Origin of the sequence: Allomuricauda sp. ANG21 (genome assembly GCF_040705235.1) — a bacterium.
Lineage (GTDB): Bacteria > Bacteroidota > Bacteroidia > Flavobacteriales > Flavobacteriaceae > Flagellimonas > Flagellimonas marina.
The window spans coordinates 24,083-41,117 of record NZ_JBFCVT010000004.1 but is presented as its reverse complement, the minus strand read 5'-3'; the positions used below and the strand labels follow the sequence as shown (position 1 = coordinate 41,117).

Here is a 17,035-nt window from a genome sequence, read left to right as displayed (position 1 = left end):
AAAGGTTTATTCTTCAATCTCCAAATCAGCAAAATCGTTCATGATGCCATTTGTCAGCAAATTGGCCAGTAATTTTTTGTCCGGACGCACCGCAATTTTATCTCCAACAGATTTTGGGGACGCATTTTCCATGGTGAGCAAACTGATTGCAGGAAGAACATTCCGTGCCAAATATAGGCTGGCTTTGTCTTCAAAAATCATATTGATGTCTTGGTAAGAATGGTTTGAAACACTGTTCTTTTTAAACACATTCTGAATGTTTGCCGCCAATCTCTGGCCTTCTTCACTCTTATTGTAATGATATACCGCCACATTCATATTTCCTTTTCCAGTGAGCTCGTTGGCCCTTATGACCAATACCCTTTGATACTTGCCAGAATTTTGAATGTAACGCTTGTTGATAGCTTCAACATAATTGCCCATTTTCTTCGTCTGCGTCAAAACGGAATCATCATTGGCAGTCGAAAATTCTGGATTTTTATTGTCTAGAATGTAGACCTTTGCACCATGAACCATTAATTCCGCGGCCAGATTTTGAGTGATTTCGGGCAGAAAATCATTATCCTGTTGTATTTCGCTGTCCACAACCAAATAATACACAGCGTCCTTTAATTTTTCACTTTTCAAGGACATGCTGCCCAACTCTTTGTCAAAAATTGGTTCCTCGATTCCATTTTGGGCCAATATGTGTACGCCGGTTTTCTTGAATGAGTCTGTTGCTTCAGGAATTTGGTACTCCACCCCGACCTGTAAAAAACTTCCGTTCTTTATTTTTCCTTCATTGAGAAGTAGAAATTCCTCATAATGTTTCACAGGGTCCAATCCTTGCTTTCGGAGCAAGGAAAAGATACCGTCCCCCTGCTTTGCAACAACAATATTTGGGTTATTTTGGGCCAATACAAGTGAGCAAGTACATACCCAAAATAACAGGGATGACAAGATTTTCATAATTCTATTTTAGCAAAGAGGGGTGTACTACAAATATGGTAAAAAATACCTTCGGGCAACACTTGGAAGCCTTAAAACTTTGAACAATTCGTATTGATAACCTTAAAGTTTTGATTTCTTAACCTGGGCGTAGTGCTCGCGAATTACAGATTCAGCCGGTTTGTTTTGGGGTGTAAATCTATTGTCGGCATATCCACCGGCCCTATCATGATGTATAAACCACTTCCAAACAAATCCCCCAGCAAACCAATCTTCGCTCCAAAACTCATCAAAAATTACTTGGGTTGCATCTGCTTGTGCTTTAAGATTCACATTCTCTTTGTTTCTGTCCACCAGCCAAGGCTTCTTTCCAGTATAATCCATGCTTCGGTAACCAAACTCGGTGAACAAAATGGGCTTGGACATATCCTTAGAAAGTTCTTTCAATTTAACCTTCCAAGGTTGCCATCCGGCTGTTAAGGTTTCAACTGTAGGATTTTGATTTTCGCACAACGGAAAATAGGCGTTCACGCCCACAAAATCCAACTGGTCCCAAAAAGGTGTTCGGCCATATTCATCCCAATTGGCAGCATAGGTGAGCTTTCCATGGTAGACTTGCCGTACTTTTTCAATAAGGTTGTTCCAAAACTCAGGGCGGTGTTTTACAAATTCATCCAACTCCGTACCAATACAATACACACTGCATTTGGTCTCTTCGGCCAACTTGGCATACATCAAAATGAAATCTTCATACGATTTTTCAAGAGTGCTCCAATCTTCATTCGATGGCATGATCATATCCCCGGTGAATGCCCCTTGCCAAATCCATATTTGGGGTTTTAACATCACTTGTACCCCATTTTTGTGCAACAAATCAATGTACTGTTTGGCACCACGTCTGGTCTCTCCATACCACTGACGATCCGTATTAAAAGTAAGCTCTGGGGAGTTTGGGTCAGGCATAAAACCAAACGGCATCACTGCGGCATAATTGGCGTGGATTTTTAACAAAGGATCCACATGTGCTTGGGTCACCTCTTCACGTGACCCCACAAAACTAACTCCGTTGATTTTCTCAAAAGATTGACCACTACATGAAATTAAAATCAAACACCAAACAAAACTTACTAATTTCATAACGAAACTCATTTACCCTAAAAATAACCCTTTAAAGGTTAAGGAATTCTGAAAAATGAAACCGTTATTAAATTATATTCTTTCTAAATTAACCCATTGGGTTAAGTTCATTGAATTTTGTTCGACACATTAGCAACAATCAATCTGACCAAATGGAGCACATTGTCATCATTGGAAATGGTATTGCCGGAGTCACTGCAGCAAGACATATCCGAAAACTTTCGGACAAACGGATTACCATAATATCCACAGAAACCGATTATTTTTTTTCCCGTACCGCATTGATGTATGTGTACATGGGGCATATGAAATTTGAGCATACCCAACCCTACGAAAAAGGATTTTGGAAGAAAAATCGTATTGAGTTGGTCAAAGGATACGTCTCGCAAGTACTGCCCAAAGAAAAAAAGCTATTGTTGAGGGATGGAGAGGGTATGTCCTATGACAAATTGGTTATTGCCACGGGATCCAAACCCAATAAATTTGATTGGCCTGGCCAAGATTTGGATGGGGTACAAGGACTGTATTCCAAACAAGATTTAGATCAACTGGAGGTAAACGCTCCGAACAAACAGGTATGCAAACGTGCGGTGATTGTAGGTGGTGGATTAATTGGCATTGAATTGGCCGAAATGCTGCGAACCCGGGATATCCCCGTAACATTTTTGGTCCGGGAAGACAGCTTTTGGAACGGAGTTCTACCTTCTGGGGAGTCACAAATGATCAATGAGCATATTTTGGAGCACCATATCGACCTAAGATTGGGGGCTTCACTGAAAGAAATCGTTTCCGATGAAAATGGGCGGGTAAAATCTGTGGTTGTAGAAGAAACTGGAGAGGAAATCCCTTGTGATTTGGTGGGACTCACCGCTGGCGTCACTCCCAATATTGGTTTCTTAAAAGATTCGGGAATTGAATTGGGCCGTGGAGTTAAAGTGAACCGATTTTTGGAGACCAACATAAAAGATATCTATGCCATTGGGGATTGCGCCGAGCAGCATGAAGCTATAGGAAACAGACGCCCCATTGAAGCGGTTTGGTACACAGGCCGTATGATGGGCGAGACCGTGGCACAGACCCTATGTGGGAATAAAATGCCCTACAATCCCGGACATTGGTTCAATTCAGCTAAGTTTTTGGACATTGAATACCAAACATACGGTTGGGTATTCTCCGAACGAAGAAAAAAGGCCGAAGAAGTTCATTTTCACTGGAGACATCCCAAGGAGAAACTCTGTATCACTATCGCCTTTCACAGAGATTCAGAAGAATTTTTGGGCATCAATACCTTCGGGATTCGATTACGCCATGAAGTTTTTGACCGCTGGCTTACCGAAAAAAGAAATATCGAATATGTTGTGGAACATCTGGTTGATGCCAACTTCGACCCAGAATTCTACCGGACGTATGAAAAGGACATCGTGAACCAATTCAATTCCGATTTTGGAAAATCCATTATCCTGAAAAAGAAAAGTTTAAAACGCATATTTCAAATGAGTTGAATGGTTTAGGGTTTCTGGGTTTCTTAAAGTAGCTCTAGAGGACTGACTCATGGAATCTATAAAATAAATACAATACGCCTTAAAAATCAAAATAGAACAATGAACTATCAAACGCACAGCCGAAGCATGGCCCTTACCGGGGAACCACCAAAAAGCTTGAGTACCCATCAAAAAGTTGCCACAGTATTAGGGTTTTTGGGGCTCGGGATTTTAGTGTTGGCAATTTTTAATGCCAGCTTTCCAAACAAAACATTGTGGTTGACCCTATCGCTTTCAGCCATTTTCTTGGGCACCATTTGGTTCTCGTGGGATGCTTATTCCCAGAAGATTCCGGGAATCAAAAATGACGGGGTTTGGTTCAAATCCGTGTCCAGTCGCGGTTTCTGGGCATGGGTAGCAGGGATTGCTTTGACCGGGTTTTATATCGTCCTTTATTTCTATCCCGAATATTTGGGATTGGTGAGCGATGGAGACAATAAAGGGGTAATCGCCCTTTTTGACCCATTGAGCAAGGCGTTGAGCGGTAATCCCGCCAGTCAGTGGTTTGTGTATGGCACATTGTATACTGTGGCGATTTTAGCCTTCGGGATTAAGTTTCTATGGAAATATCGTCATAATCGGTATGAACGATTGCGCACCTTTAGCGTAATGTTTTTTCAAACTGCTTTTGCGTTCATCATTCCTGAGTTGATGGCTCGCCTGAATGGTGATAAAATTTTGAACGGAGGCAGTTTGCCCTATTACGATCTGAAGAATATTTGGCCACTCAACTACTACAATTTTGAAAGCTACCGCATTAAGGGATTCCTGAGTGCTGGAGATATCGGACTGGCCCTTTTGATTTTTGGCATTCTCTCCATTTTTGTGATTACCCCCATCCTCACCTACAAATATGGAAAGCGCTGGTATTGTTCTTGGGTCTGCGGTTGTGGTGGACTGGCGGAAACCGCCGGGGACTCGTTTCGGCAACTAAGTGATAAATCAACCTTCGCTTGGAAAGTGGAACGTTGGGTGGTGCACAGTGTAGTGGTTTTTGTCGTTCTAATGACCACCGCGGTGGTGTATTCCTATTTGGGAACGGATACCAGCAAATACTGGCTTACCAAAAGCTCTTTTTTAATTGGCGTGGCCGTTTTATTGACTTTGGTTTTTGGGTGGGTGATGCTTTTTAAACGAGACCAACTTCAAAAAGATGCGCAATACGGGGCTATCGGTTATTTTGTGATCATTATGGCACTCATTGGCATGCACTTTTTTAGTGGTGATGGAAATATATTCCTTTTTAAGTCCGAAACCCTGCGCAAATCCTATTCCTTTTTGATTGGAAGCATATTCTCTGGTGTCATCGGAACAGGGTTTTATCCCATTTTTGGAAATAGGGTCTGGTGCCGGTTTGGATGTCCCATGGCGGCCATCCTCGGTTTTCAGCAGCGATTGTTCTCCAGATTCAGAATTACCACCAACGGCGGGCAGTGTATTTCCTGCGGAAACTGTTCCGTGTACTGTGAGATGGGTATCGATGTACGGGCCTATGCCCAAAAGGGTGAAAATATTGTGCGTTCCAGTTGTGTGGGATGTGGTATCTGCTCCGCAGTATGCCCAAGAGGGGTGTTGAAACTGGAAAATGGCCCGCTGGAAGGAAGAATTGACAGCAACCAAGTTTTATTGGGCAATGATGTTGATTTAATGGCGTTGGTGAACCAGAAACAATCGAACTAAAAGATAGACCTCAAAAAACAAATGGAATAGTGTAGTTTTGGCAACCTCAAACCAAAAATAAATATCACAGGTAGTCCATGGCGGATATAAAGGTCATCATTCCCGCAATAAACGAAGGAGATTCTATAGGAAAAGTGGTCTCTGAAATTCCCAAGCACGTTTCCGAAATTATTGTAGTGGATAACGGTTCTACCGACAATACCAAGGAAAATGCCAAAAAAGCCGGAGCCACCGTACTCACCGAAACCCGCACCGGATATGGGTCCGCTTGTTTGCGCGGAATTAATTATGTAGAGCAACAATCCAAAGAGCCGGACATTATCGTATTTATCGACGGAGACTACTCGGATTATCCAGAGGAACTGGATAAGGTAGTCGCCCCAATCTTGGAAAATGACATAGATTTTGTGGTCGGCGCTCGAAAAAAGTCGCTGAGGGAACCCGGTTCCATGACGCCACAACAGGTTTTTGGCAACAAATTGGCCACATTTTTAATGAAAATCCTGTTTGGCGCAAGATTTACGGATTTAGGACCTTTTAGGGCCATAAAGTATGAAAAACTCAAAAAATTGGAGATGCAGGACCAAACTTACGGGTGGACGGTGGAAATGCAGCTCAAAGTTCTGAGAAAAAACATGTCATATACCGAAATACCAGTGCGTTATAAACGAAGAATTGGTGTTTCAAAAGTGTCAGGTACGCTAAAAGGTACTATATTTGCTGGCATAAAAATTTTGGGTTGGATTTTTAAATACAGTTTAAAATAATATGGGACTCACAATTGCTCTTATCATTGTTGCTATTTATAGTACAGCCTTAATTTTGATTTTCTTCTACAGTTTGTCACAGTTAAACTTGCTGATCAATTACTTAGGCTATAAAAAGCGAAATGAAGAAGCGCCCAAGTTCAACCTTCTAGATCCCAAGGAAATACCGTTTGTTACCATTCAGCTTCCCATTTACAATGAGGAGTATGTGATGGAGCGTTTGTTGGACAACATTGCCAAAATAGAATACCCAAAAAGTAAGTTGGAAATTCAGGTATTGGATGACTCCACTGATGACTCTGTCATTGAAACGGCCAAGCGAATCGAAGAGCTCCAAAAAGACGGACTCGATATACAACATATCCGTAGGGAAAACCGAAAAGGATTTAAAGCCGGTGCCCTCAAAGAAGGCTTGGCTATTGCCAAAGGTGAGTTTATCGCCATTTTTGATGCTGATTTCCTTCCTGAAAGTGATTGGTTAAAAAAGACAGTTCCATATTTCAAAGATGAGGAAATCGGTGTGGTGCAGACCCGTTGGGGGCACATCAACCGCGATTATTCCACCCTTACCCGTATTCAAGCGTTTGCCTTGGATGCCCACTTTACGTTGGAGCAGGTAGGAAGAAACTCAAAAGGACACTTTATCAACTTTAACGGTACGGCCGGTATTTGGAGAAAAGAATGTATTCTGGACGCCGGAAACTGGGAAGGGGACACCTTGACCGAAGATTTGGATTTGAGCTACCGCGCCCAATTGAAAAACTGGAAGTTTAAATATTTGGAAGATGTGGAAACTCCTGCTGAATTGCCCGTGGTGATCAGCGCGGCACGTTCACAGCAATTCCGATGGAATAAAGGCGGTGCCGAAAACTTCAGAAAAACCGTTTGGAGTGTAATTACATCCAAGAATATATCCCTAAAAACCAAGTTTCATGGGGTAATGCACCTATTGAACAGCTCCATGTTCCTTTGCGTATTCATTGTAGCCTTGTTGAGCATTCCCATGCTCTACATCAAAAACACCTATGGCCATTTGGGTTGGATTTTTGAGGTGACCAGCTTCTTCATCATCAGTACCATTATCCTCTTCATTTGCTATTGGTTTACGTACAAAAGCATTCAGGGAAGCAGTTTTGACAACTTTGTGGACTACATCAAACTCTTTTTCACCTTCTTTTCTGTTGCCCTTGGATTCTCTTTGCACAACACCGTGGCTGTTTTGGAAGGCCATTTGGGCAAGCGAAGTGAATTCGTAAGAACCCCTAAGTTCAATATCAACAGCATAAAAGACACTTGGAAAGGTAACAAATATTTGGCAAAGAAATTATCGCCCAATATGATTTTGGAATTTGCTTTGATGATCTACTTCCTATTTGGAATGTACAGTGCTGTTCCTTTGAATGACTACGGATTGTTCCCATTCCATTTGATGTTGTTCTTAGGTTTCGGCTTTGTTTTCTTTAAGTCGCTGACCTCCAAGGCCTAAAACCCATGCTATCTTACTGGCGCTTGCACAAATACCCGATACTCTTTGTCATCGGGAGTCTGTTGTTCTATGCAAGTTTTGGTTATGATTTGGTCCGCACCGATTTCATAAAACTGCTCACGCTTTTTGCTGGGCTGTTCTTTTTTATGGTCAAACTCATGCAGTTTGAAAAATGGAACTTTAAGTTCCTTTTGGTAGCAGGAATTCTATTTCGACTGATTTTTTTGTTTGCCGAGCCTAACCTTTCCCAAGATTTTTATCGATTTATTTGGGATGGGGAACTCATCAAAAATGGGCTTAACCCCTATCTCCATACCCCAAATGACCTGATTGGTCAATCTGGTTTGGCAATCGCGAATGCACATGAACTGCACACATATATGGGGGAACTCCATGCCAAAAACTTTAGCAACTACCCGCCTATCAATCAGTTACTGTTTGCTTTGGCAGCTATTTTGGGTGGAGGTAGCATTTTGGGTTCAATCATAGTTATGCGATTGACCTTGATTTTGGCTGATATCGGTGTCCTATACTTCGGAAGAAAATTGTTCCAAAACCTCAACCAATCCACACATGTGTCCTTTTGGTATTTCTTGAACCCTTTGGTCATTATTGAATTAACAGGTAACCTCCATTATGAAGGGGTTATGTTGTTTTTTCTGGTTTGGGCCTTGTACCTCATTTCAAAAAAGAAATGGATTCTTGCCACGCCGATGTATTCTCTCTCAATCATGGTTAAGCTCATGCCCTTGCTATTCTTGCCCATCTTTCTAAAATACTTTGGAGTTAAAAAAAGTGTCCTGTTCTACGGACTTGTGGGAGTGGGATGTGTTTTGTTACTTCTACCTTTTTATGCACCATCCTTTATCGAGAACTACTCCGAAACCCTACAACTTTGGTTCTCCAACTTTGAGTTCAATGCGAGTATTTACAACATCATCAAAAAAATTGCAGTGGTCAATTATGAATCTAAACCTTGGGAATTAATTGAGTCTTATGGAAAAATCATCACCAAAGTAATTCTGGGCATCACCTTGCTCATCACCTTCCTTCGGAAAAACAACACGCTGGAAAGTGTGATCACCGCAATGGTTTTGGTATTATCCTTCTATTATTTTCTGTCCAGCACTGTGCATCCCTGGTATGTTGTTTTTCTGATGGGCCTCTCGCTGTTTACAAAATATCGGTTTCCGTTGGTCTGGTCTTTGGCCATTGTGCTCAGTTATCAGGCGTATTCCAACCCCGATTTCAAGGAGAATCTCTGGCTATTGGCCATTGAATACATTTTGGTCTTTGGCTTCTTTATTTATGAAATAATAGGTAGAGGTTCAAAAAAGTTATATTTCTTCAAAAAATAAATCAATCTTTAGGTCAGTTGGAATTAATTTGTACTTTTATCCCGCAATGAAAGGACAAGAATACATATTTACAGCTTTGAGCAACCCTGCTCCAGTCCGTCCATTTTCTCCACGTCGTCGCCCGTAAGGGTGCACTAATGTCTATGGAAATAGGTGAGTCCATTTCCGCAAAACCATCAAAACATCAATTTTTAATTTTATCTGTTTAATCGCTTGCAATGGATATTGTAATTGCTAACGAATCACATTTTAAATACGCCCAGATTATCTGCGACACTATTGCAGATTCTGCCAAGGTGCGTGGTACTGGAATTGCCAAACGTACCCCTGAGTATATCATGAAACGTCTCCAAAATGGCAATGCCGTTATTGCTTTGGACGGTGATACATTTGCCGGGTTTTGTTATATCGAGGTTTGGGGCAACAAAGATTTTGTCGCCAACTCTGGGCTTATTGTACACCCAGATTATAGAAACCAAGGCTTGGCCAAAAAAATTAAGAAAGCCATTTTTGAGCTTTCCCGGAAGAAATTCCCTGATGCCAAAATTTTTGGGATTACTACTGGGCTGGCCGTCATGAAGATGAATTATGAGCTAGGGTATAGGCCCGTAACCTTTTCGGAACTTACCGATGACCCTGACTTTTGGAAAGGCTGCCAAACCTGTAAAAACTTCGACATTCTTACTCGTACCGAACAAAAAATGTGCCTGTGCACCGGAATGCTTTACGATGCCAATGAAAAAAAGAGTGAAAAAGATACAGAATCCAAAAAATTGAATGGGAAGGCCTTTCAACGATTAAAAGAGATTAAAGAAACTCTTTTCTTAAAAAAGAAACAAAAACCATAATGTCAGTTCGAGCGCAGTCGAGAACGACATAACATCTCGACTGCGCTCGATGCGACACCCAAATTTGAACAAGCAGAATGAAAAAATTAGTTTTAGCCTATAGCGGTGGACTCGACACCTCCTATTGTGCCAAATATTTATCCAAAGAAGAAGGATTTGAAGTACACGCCGTAAGCGTTAATACCGGTGGATTCAGCAAAGCTGAAATTAAGGAGATTGAGGAAAAAGCGCTTGCTTTGGGGGCAACTACCTATACCTCCATCAATGCCATTTCCAATTTTTATGAAAAAGTGGTGAAATACCTCATTTTTGGAAATGTCCTCAGAAACAACACCTATCCCCTTTCCGTAAGTGCGGAACGAATTGTTCAGGCCATTGAAATTGTAAATCATGCTAAAAAATTAGGCGCACAATATATTGCCCACGGGAGCACTGGGGCTGGAAATGACCAAGTACGGTTTGACATGATTTTCCAAATATTGGCCCCAGAAATTAAAATCATCACCCCAATCCGGGATAAACGATTGGCCCGGGAAGAAGAAATCAATTACCTGCAACAAAACGGAATCGATTATTCGTGGGAAAAGGCCAAATATTCTGTCAACAGAGGTTTGTGGGGCACATCGGTTGGGGGCGAAGAAACTTTGACTTCGCATCTTGCATTGCCGGAAACGGCATACCCAAGTCAATTGGAAAAAGAACTACCCAAAGAATTAAAACTGACTTTTAAAAAGGGAGAACTTGTAGCCTTGGATGGCGAACAGGACACGCCTGTAGCCAATATTGAAAAATTGGAGGCCATTGCATCCAAATATGCCATCGGCAGGGATATTCATGTAGGTGATACCATTATCGGAATCAAAGGTCGGGTCGGTTTTGAAGCGGCTGCCCCGTTGATTATCATCAAGGCCCATCATCTGCTAGAAAAACACACTTTGAGTAAATGGCAACAGTATCAAAAAGAGCAAATGGCCAATTTTTATGGCATGCTGTTGCACGAAGGGAATTATTTGGATGAAGTGATGCGAAATATTGAAGCCTTTTTAACCGATACCCAAAAGAACGTTTCGGGGGATGTTTTTGTAACGCTTCATCCTTACCGATTTGAATTGAATGGAATCGCTTCAGACCATGATTTGATGAATGCTTCCTTTGGAAGTTATGGGGAAATGAACAAAGGTTGGACTGCGGATGATGCCAAAGGCTTCATCAAAATCTTATCCAACTCAGGGAAAATTGCGAACCACGTAAACACTAAAATATAGGAGCCGTCACCCTGAACTTGATTCAGGGTCTCACTAGAATGAGATGCTGAAATAAATTCAGCATGACACTAAATAACTCTCCATTGATATGAGAAGAAAAAATATAAAAGTAGGAATAATAGGAGGTTCTGGGTATACAGGTGGGGAACTCATTAGATTGTTGTTGAACCATCCTGAAACCGAAATCGATTTTGTCTATAGCACCACACGAGCAGGGAAACCCATCACCTCTGCCCATCAAGATTTGTTGGGATTGACTGATTTGGAGTTTTCCGGAGAGATAAATCCTGATGTGGATGTAGTCTTTCTTTGTCTGGGACATGGTAATTCAACTTCCTTTTTGAAGGAGAACAAGTTTTCAGTATCCACAAAAATTATAGACCTCAGTAACGATTTCAGATTACAGGCTGATTCAAATTTTAACGGCCAGCGATTTATTTATGGGCTTCCCGAATTGAACAAGTCTGCCATACAAGCTGCGGAGGCCATTGCCAATCCTGGCTGTTTTGCCACCACAATTCAATTGGCATTATTGCCTTTGGCTAAAGCTGGATTGCTGAAAAGCGATGTTCACATTAACGCAGTTACGGGAAGTACCGGAGCCGGCGTTGGATTGTCGGCCACTTCGCATTTTAGCTGGCGGAACAATAACATTTCGTGGTACAAGCCTTTTACCCATCAACATCTGGGAGAAATAGGCGAAAGTTTGGCTTCCTACGGAAATTCGGTTGGAAAACTATTGTTCTTGCCCACACGAGGGAATTTCACCAGAGGAATTTTGGCCACGGCCTATACCCCTTTTGAAGGTTCGTTGGAAGAAGCGAAAAATCTCTACAAGAACTTTTACAAGGATGCTGCCTTTACCCATGTTTCAGATGATGAAATCCATCTAAAGCAAGTAGTGAATACGAACCAATGCCATATTCATTTGTATAAACATGAGGATTTAATCTTGGTGACCTCGGCAACAGACAATTTACTGAAGGGCGCCTCTGGGCAAGCCGTACAAAATATGAACCTGATGTTCGGTTTTTCTGAAACTGAGGGTCTATTGTTAAAAGCAGGAGTTTTTTAAAACATAATGTCAGGTCGAGCCGTCACATCGAGTGCAGTCGAGATGCGAGACCTTTACAAAAAACATCTCTCGACTGCACTCGAGATGACAAAACAAACAAACCATGAAAATAGCAATCATAGGAGCGGGAAACTTGGGATTGGCCATTGCAAAAGGGATTTTGCATACCAACGGTGCCACAACCATGTACCTCACCAAACGAAATACCAAATCCATCCAAGATTTTGAAAAATATGGGAATGTTACGGTTACTTCAGACAATGAAGAGGCCGTAAAAAACTCGGACATTCTCATTTTTGCGGTACAACCGGGCCATTTCACCTCTATTTTGGAGAAAACCAAGGACCTACTCACCGAAAAGCATGTCATCATTAGTACCATAACGGGTTTTAGCATTCCCAAAATTGAGGGCATCATCGGTTCGGATAAATTCATCATACGCAGTATGCCTAATACGGCAATTTCCGTAGGGCAATCCATGACCTGTATCTGTAGCAATGAACTCGGTAAAAAACGAATCGATTTGGCCAAGGCCATTTTTAACCGGATGGGACACACTATGGAAATTCCAGAGGAACAAATGCAAGCCGCTACGGTTATATGCGCAAGTGGAATCGCATTTTGGATGCGCTTGATTCGCGCTACCACACAAGGTGCCATCCAACTCGGCTTTGATGCCAAGGAAGCCCAAGAATTGGCCATGCACACCTGTAATGGAGCGGCCAGTCTTCTCATTGAATCCGGAAGCCACCCCGAAGAGGAAATTGATAGGGTTACCACACCCAAAGGCTGTACCATTGAGGGATTGAATGAAATGGAACACCAAGGGTTGAGTTCCTCGCTTATTCGAGGCATTGTGAGCTCCTTTGAAAAAATCAGTCAAATTAAAAAAGGATAAACCTAAAATGTCTCTTTCAGAGTCTGCACTGAGCGAAGTCGAAGTGGCACTTTAGGGATGTAAAAACAAAAAAATGAAGTTATTTGACGTATATCCGTTATATGATGTGACCCCGGTGTCTGCCAAAGGCATTGAGGTCTGGGATGATAAAGGACAAAAATATTGGGATTTTTACGGCGGCCACGCCGTTATTTCAATTGGGCATACCCATCCACATTATGTAAAACGAATCAAAGACCAATTGGATAAGATTGCTTTTTATAGCAATTCCATCCAAAATCCGATTCAGGAAGAATTAGCGGAAAAGTTAGGTCAATTATCAGGTTGTGGGGAGTATGACCTGTTTATGTGCAATTCTGGGGCGGAAGCCAATGAAAATGCATTGAAAATGGCTTCGTTCCACACAGGAAAATCCAAAGTCATTGCGTTTAACAACAGTTTTCACGGAAGAACCTCGGCAGCTGTTGCCGCTACGGACAACCCTAGCATCAATGCGCCTATCAACAAGCAGCAGGCGGTTACTTTTCTACCACTGAATGATTTTGAGGCCTTTGAAAACACCATTGCTTCGGATGAATATTGTGCGGTAATTTTGGAAGCCATTCAAGGTGTGGGCGGATTGGATGAACCTACCACGGATTTCTATCAATTCATTGCCGAAAAATGTAAGGAGCATCATGTTGTTCTGATTGCAGATGAAGTCCAATCTGGGTATGGAAGAAGCGGTAAATTTTTTGCTTTTCAGCACCATTTGGACACTTCGACTACGCTCAGTGTCCAACCAGATATCATTTCCATCGCAAAAGGAATGGGTAACGGCTTTCCTGTGGGCGGTGTGTTGATTCATGAGACTTTTAAACCTTCCTACGGGCTTTTAGGAACCACTTTTGGTGGAAATCATTTGGCTTGCGCCGCGAGTTTGGCTGTTTTGGAAGTATTGGAAAGCGAAGGCCTCACCGAAAATGCAGATGAATTGGGAGCCTATTTTAGCGAAAAGGCACAAGATATTCCAGAAATTAAGAACGTAAAAGGTCGAGGATTGATGATTGGCCTTGAGTTCGATTTTGAAGTGGCCGACCTCAGAAAAAAACTGATCTATGACCAGCATATTTTTATTGGCAGTGCCAAAAACAAGAAGTTATTGCGGTTTTTACCTGCATTGAACATCACCAAAGAACATGTAGACCTATTTTTTGAAGCCCTGCAAAACGCATTAAAATGAGACATTTTTTATCAGTCAACGATATTGAGTCACTCCCCGATTGGGTGGACGAAGCGATTACCTTAAAACAAAATCCCTATCAATTTGAAGATTTAGGGAAACACAAAACGGTGTGCCTGTTGTTTTTCAACAATAGTCTACGGACACGGTTGAGCACTCAAAAAGCGGCCATGAACCTCGGAATGGAAGTCATGATCATGAATTTTGGCAGTGAAAGTTGGGTCTTGGAGTACCAAGATGGGTCTGTAATGGACAAAGGCACTTCGGAGCACATCAAGGAGGCCGCCCAAGTGGTTTCGCAATATTGTGACATTGTTGCCATTCGTGCCTTTCCCGATTTAAAGGATCGAGAAAAGGACGAAGCTGAGGAAGTACTCAATGGTTTTGCCAAATATGCTACGGTTCCTGTGGTAAATATGGAAAGTTCTACAGGTCATCCTTTGCAGGCTTTGGCAGATGCCATAACTTTAGCAGAGCACACCCAAAAATCAAGACCAAAAGTTGTTTTGTCTTGGGCGCCCCATCCAAAGGCTTTGCCTCATGCCGTAGCCAATTCATTTACCCAAATGATGAAGTTGCAGGATGCGGAATTCATCATCACCCACCCCAAAGGGTATGAACTCAACCCTAAAATCACCCAAGGGTGCCAAATTGAGTACAATCAAGAAAAAGCACTCAAGGATGCCGATTTTGTCTATGTGAAAAATTGGAGCAGCTATACCAATTATGGCAAAGTACTGCACCAAGACCTAAACTGGACCATGACGCAACAAAAATTGGGACAAGCTAGATTTATGCACTGCCTTCCTGTGAGAAGAAATGTTGTTGTGGAAGATGCGGTTTTGGATGGCAAAAACTCGTTGGTAATCAACCAAGCATTGAATAGAACCTTTTCGGCACAGATTGTACTGAAAAAAATATTGGAAGCCTTATGAAACAAACACTATCCATCGTAAAAGTAGGGAGCAACCTCATTGAAGATGATAAGGGGTTCGTCCGAATTTTAGATCTTTTTTCGAAAATGCCGGGGAACAAAATCATGGTGCATGGAGGAGGAAAAAAAGCCACACAGATTGGCAACAAACTGGGTATTGAGGCCAAAATGATCAACGGCCGAAGAATAACCGATGAAAAGAGTTTGGAAATTGCCATTATGGTCTACGGTGGATTGGTAAGTAAGCAAATTGTGGCCCAATTGCAGGCTTTCGGCACCAATGCCATAGGTATGAGCGGAGCGGATGCAAATGCCATTCTAGCCCATAAAAGACCGGTTACCAAGGTGGATTTTGGCTTCGTGGGCGATGTAGACAAAGTAAACGCCTATGGCATTTTTAAACTGCTGCAGGCTGGTTTTACCCCAATTTTTTGTGCTTTGACACACGATGGAAAAGGACAGTTGTTCAACACCAACGCCGATACCATTGCTGCCGAAGTGGCCATTGCCATGTCGGACCAGTTTGATACCACACTTTACTACTGTTTTGAAAAGAAAGGTGTATTGGAGGATGTGGAGAATGAAAACTCGGTCATTACCCATATCAATTCCAAAACGTATGAAGAACTTTTGGCCTACGGCATTATATCGAATGGGATGTTGCCCAAAATGCACAATTGCTTCTACGCCCTCAAAAATCAAGTAAAGAAAGTATGTATCGGAGATATTGACATGCTGGAAAAAGGCAACCCAAATTTTACTACCGTTACCTTATGAAAATCAACCAAAACATATTGACCGAAAAAGCTATTGAGCTGCTAAAGCAACTCATTTCAATTCCATCCTTCTCGGGTGAAGAGGATAAAACCGGCGATGCCATTGAAACCTTTTTACATGGATTTGGGGTGAAAACCGAGCGACAGTACAACAATATATACGCCTTCAACAAATATTTTGATGCGTCCAAACCCACCTTGCTTTTGAACTCGCACCACGATACCGTAAAACCCAACAGTGCCTATACCAAAGACCCTTTCCACCCCCATATTGAGGATGGTAAATTGTATGGTCTCGGCAGCAATGATGCCGGTGGTTGTTTGGTATCGCTTTTGGCCACTTTTGTCCATTTTTATGAAATGGAGGGGTTGAGCCATAATATTATTATGGCAGCCACTGGAGAGGAAGAAGATGCAGGAGAAAAAAGTATTCGGGCGTTGTTACCCATCCTTCCCGAAATAAACGTTGCGGTTGTGGGCGAGCCCACTTTGATGGATTTGGCCATTGCCGAAAAAGGCCTTGTGGTCTTTGATGCTGTTGTGGAAGGAACCCCCTCACATGCGGCACATCCTAACGACAACAATGCCATTTACAATACCATTAACGTGCTACAGTGGTTCAAGGACTATACGTTTGATAAAGTTTCCGATGCTTTGGGCGAAGTAAAACTGACCGTTACACAAATCAATGCCGGAAAGCAGCACAATGTGGTACCCGCGCAAGTGGATTTGGTGGTGGATGTTCGGGTGAATGATTGCTATTCCAATCAGGAGATTTCAGGTATGTTGCAAAAGGAAGCACCTTGCAAAATGACGCCCCGCTCCTTGCGATTGAATTCATCCTGTATTAGCCCCGACCATGATTTGGTAAAAAGTGGTCTGGACCTGGGGAGAAAAACGTATGGTTCCCCAACACTTTCAGATCAGGCGGCGTTGAGTTGCCAATCCGTGAAATTGGGGCCTGGAGACAGTACACGTTCGCATTCGGCGAATGAATTTATTTACGTAAACGAAATTGAGGAAGGCATCGACCTTTATATCAAAATCCTTTCTGGATTTTTACAATAAACACATACAATAATCAATTAACAATTTACAATCATCAATTGTTAATTGACAAC

General features: G+C 42.1%; 15 protein-coding genes. 13 read left to right on the top strand and 2 right to left on the bottom strand.

What is annotated here, in order from left to right; all coding sequences use genetic code 11:
• Window positions 1–6 precede the first annotated feature (6 nt).
• Both AB1A65_RS07230 and AB1A65_RS07225 read right to left on the bottom strand, forming a co-directional pair.
• Entirely contained in the window at window positions 7–948 is a 942-nt protein-coding gene (locus tag AB1A65_RS07230) for a hypothetical protein (protein WP_366587276.1), read from the bottom strand.
• A gap of 102 nt (window positions 949–1,050) precedes the next feature.
• A complete protein-coding gene (locus tag AB1A65_RS07225) occupies window positions 1,051–2,064 on the bottom strand; it encodes a glycoside hydrolase (RefSeq protein ID WP_366587274.1) in 1,014 nt (337 codons plus the stop codon).
• A 152-nt stretch (window positions 2,065–2,216) separates the two neighbouring features.
• On the opposite strand from AB1A65_RS07225, the gene AB1A65_RS07220 reads away from it, so the two are divergent.
• The 13 genes from AB1A65_RS07220 (at window position 2,217) to AB1A65_RS07160 (ending at window position 16,982) form a co-directional block, all read left to right on the top strand.
• On the top strand, window positions 2,217–3,566 hold the full coding sequence (locus tag AB1A65_RS07220) for an FAD/NAD(P)-binding oxidoreductase (RefSeq protein ID WP_366587271.1): 1,350 nt from the start codon (window positions 2,217–2,219) through the stop codon (window positions 3,564–3,566).
• A 99-nt stretch (window positions 3,567–3,665) separates the two neighbouring features.
• Window positions 3,666–5,285 carry a 4Fe-4S dicluster domain-containing protein gene (locus AB1A65_RS07215; RefSeq protein ID WP_366587269.1) on the top strand — a complete coding sequence of 540 codons (1,620 nt, stop codon included), beginning with the start codon at window positions 3,666–3,668 and terminating at the stop codon, window positions 5,283–5,285.
• A gap of 77 nt (window positions 5,286–5,362) precedes the next feature.
• The gene (locus AB1A65_RS07210) at window positions 5,363–6,052 is read left to right on the top strand and encodes a glycosyltransferase family 2 protein (RefSeq protein WP_366587267.1); all 690 of its coding nucleotides are present in this window, start codon (window positions 5,363–5,365) and stop codon (window positions 6,050–6,052) included.
• A 1-nt stretch (window position 6,053) separates the two neighbouring features.
• Entirely contained in the window at window positions 6,054–7,538 is a 1,485-nt protein-coding gene (locus AB1A65_RS07205; protein WP_366587265.1) for a cellulose synthase family protein, read from the top strand.
• Between the two features lie 5 nt (window positions 7,539–7,543).
• On the top strand, window positions 7,544–8,896 hold the full coding sequence (gene mptB / locus AB1A65_RS07200; RefSeq protein WP_366587263.1) for a polyprenol phosphomannose-dependent alpha 1,6 mannosyltransferase MptB: 1,353 nt from the start codon (window positions 7,544–7,546) through the stop codon (window positions 8,894–8,896).
• 218 nt (window positions 8,897–9,114) lie between these two features.
• A complete protein-coding gene (locus AB1A65_RS07195; protein ID WP_366587261.1) occupies window positions 9,115–9,744 on the top strand; it encodes a GNAT family N-acetyltransferase in 630 nt (209 codons plus the stop codon).
• Between the two features lie 77 nt (window positions 9,745–9,821).
• A complete protein-coding gene (locus tag AB1A65_RS07190) occupies window positions 9,822–11,009 on the top strand; it encodes an argininosuccinate synthase domain-containing protein (RefSeq protein WP_366587259.1) in 1,188 nt (395 codons plus the stop codon).
• Window positions 11,010–11,097: 88 nt separating this feature from the next.
• Entirely contained in the window at window positions 11,098–12,084 is a 987-nt protein-coding gene (gene argC, locus AB1A65_RS07185) for an N-acetyl-gamma-glutamyl-phosphate reductase (protein WP_366587257.1), read from the top strand.
• Between the two features lie 103 nt (window positions 12,085–12,187).
• A complete protein-coding gene (gene proC / locus AB1A65_RS07180) occupies window positions 12,188–12,982 on the top strand; it encodes a pyrroline-5-carboxylate reductase (RefSeq protein WP_366587255.1) in 795 nt (264 codons plus the stop codon).
• Window positions 12,983–13,055: 73 nt separating this feature from the next.
• On the top strand, window positions 13,056–14,204 hold the full coding sequence (locus AB1A65_RS07175; protein ID WP_366587253.1) for an aminotransferase class III-fold pyridoxal phosphate-dependent enzyme: 1,149 nt from the start codon (window positions 13,056–13,058) through the stop codon (window positions 14,202–14,204).
• Complete coding sequence (locus AB1A65_RS07170; protein WP_366587251.1) at window positions 14,201–15,139, top strand: acetylornithine carbamoyltransferase; 939 nt, start codon at window positions 14,201–14,203, stop codon at window positions 15,137–15,139. The genes AB1A65_RS07175 and AB1A65_RS07170 overlap by 4 nt, the downstream gene beginning before the upstream one ends.
• Window positions 15,136–15,915: an acetylglutamate kinase gene (gene argB, locus AB1A65_RS07165; RefSeq protein WP_366587249.1), complete on the top strand. Its 780-nt coding sequence runs from the start codon at window positions 15,136–15,138 to the stop codon at window positions 15,913–15,915. The genes AB1A65_RS07170 and argB overlap by 4 nt, the downstream gene beginning before the upstream one ends.
• Complete coding sequence (locus AB1A65_RS07160; protein WP_366587247.1) at window positions 15,912–16,982, top strand: M20 family metallo-hydrolase; 1,071 nt, start codon at window positions 15,912–15,914, stop codon at window positions 16,980–16,982. The genes argB and AB1A65_RS07160 overlap by 4 nt, the downstream gene beginning before the upstream one ends.
• Window positions 16,983–17,035: the final 53 nt, after the last annotated feature.

Bases quoted from the DNA above. Each gene is read 5' to 3' on its own strand.
- AB1A65_RS07175 (WP_366587253.1), top strand. From the start codon at position 13,056: ATGAAGTTATTTGACGTATATCCGTTATATGATGTGACCCCGGTGTCT.
- AB1A65_RS07225 (WP_366587274.1), bottom strand. From the start codon at position 2,064: ATGAAATTAGTAAGTTTTGTTTGGTGTTTGATTTTAATTTCATGTAGT.
- AB1A65_RS07170 (WP_366587251.1), top strand. From the start codon at position 14,201: ATGAGACATTTTTTATCAGTCAACGATATTGAGTCACTCCCCGATTGG.
- AB1A65_RS07210 (WP_366587267.1), top strand. From the start codon at position 5,363: ATGGCGGATATAAAGGTCATCATTCCCGCAATAAACGAAGGAGATTCT.
- proC (WP_366587255.1), top strand. From the start codon at position 12,188: ATGAAAATAGCAATCATAGGAGCGGGAAACTTGGGATTGGCCATTGCA.
- AB1A65_RS07160 (WP_366587247.1), top strand. From the start codon at position 15,912: ATGAAAATCAACCAAAACATATTGACCGAAAAAGCTATTGAGCTGCTA.
- AB1A65_RS07215 (WP_366587269.1), top strand. From the start codon at position 3,666: ATGAACTATCAAACGCACAGCCGAAGCATGGCCCTTACCGGGGAACCA.
- argB (WP_366587249.1), top strand. From the start codon at position 15,136: ATGAAACAAACACTATCCATCGTAAAAGTAGGGAGCAACCTCATTGAA.
- AB1A65_RS07230 (WP_366587276.1), bottom strand. From the start codon at position 948: ATGAAAATCTTGTCATCCCTGTTATTTTGGGTATGTACTTGCTCACTT.
- AB1A65_RS07205 (WP_366587265.1), top strand. From the start codon at position 6,054: ATGGGACTCACAATTGCTCTTATCATTGTTGCTATTTATAGTACAGCC.
- AB1A65_RS07190 (WP_366587259.1), top strand. From the start codon at position 9,822: ATGAAAAAATTAGTTTTAGCCTATAGCGGTGGACTCGACACCTCCTAT.
- argC (WP_366587257.1), top strand. From the start codon at position 11,098: ATGAGAAGAAAAAATATAAAAGTAGGAATAATAGGAGGTTCTGGGTAT.
- AB1A65_RS07220 (WP_366587271.1), top strand. From the start codon at position 2,217: ATGGAGCACATTGTCATCATTGGAAATGGTATTGCCGGAGTCACTGCA.
- AB1A65_RS07195 (WP_366587261.1), top strand. From the start codon at position 9,115: ATGGATATTGTAATTGCTAACGAATCACATTTTAAATACGCCCAGATT.
- mptB (WP_366587263.1), top strand. From the start codon at position 7,544: ATGCTATCTTACTGGCGCTTGCACAAATACCCGATACTCTTTGTCATC.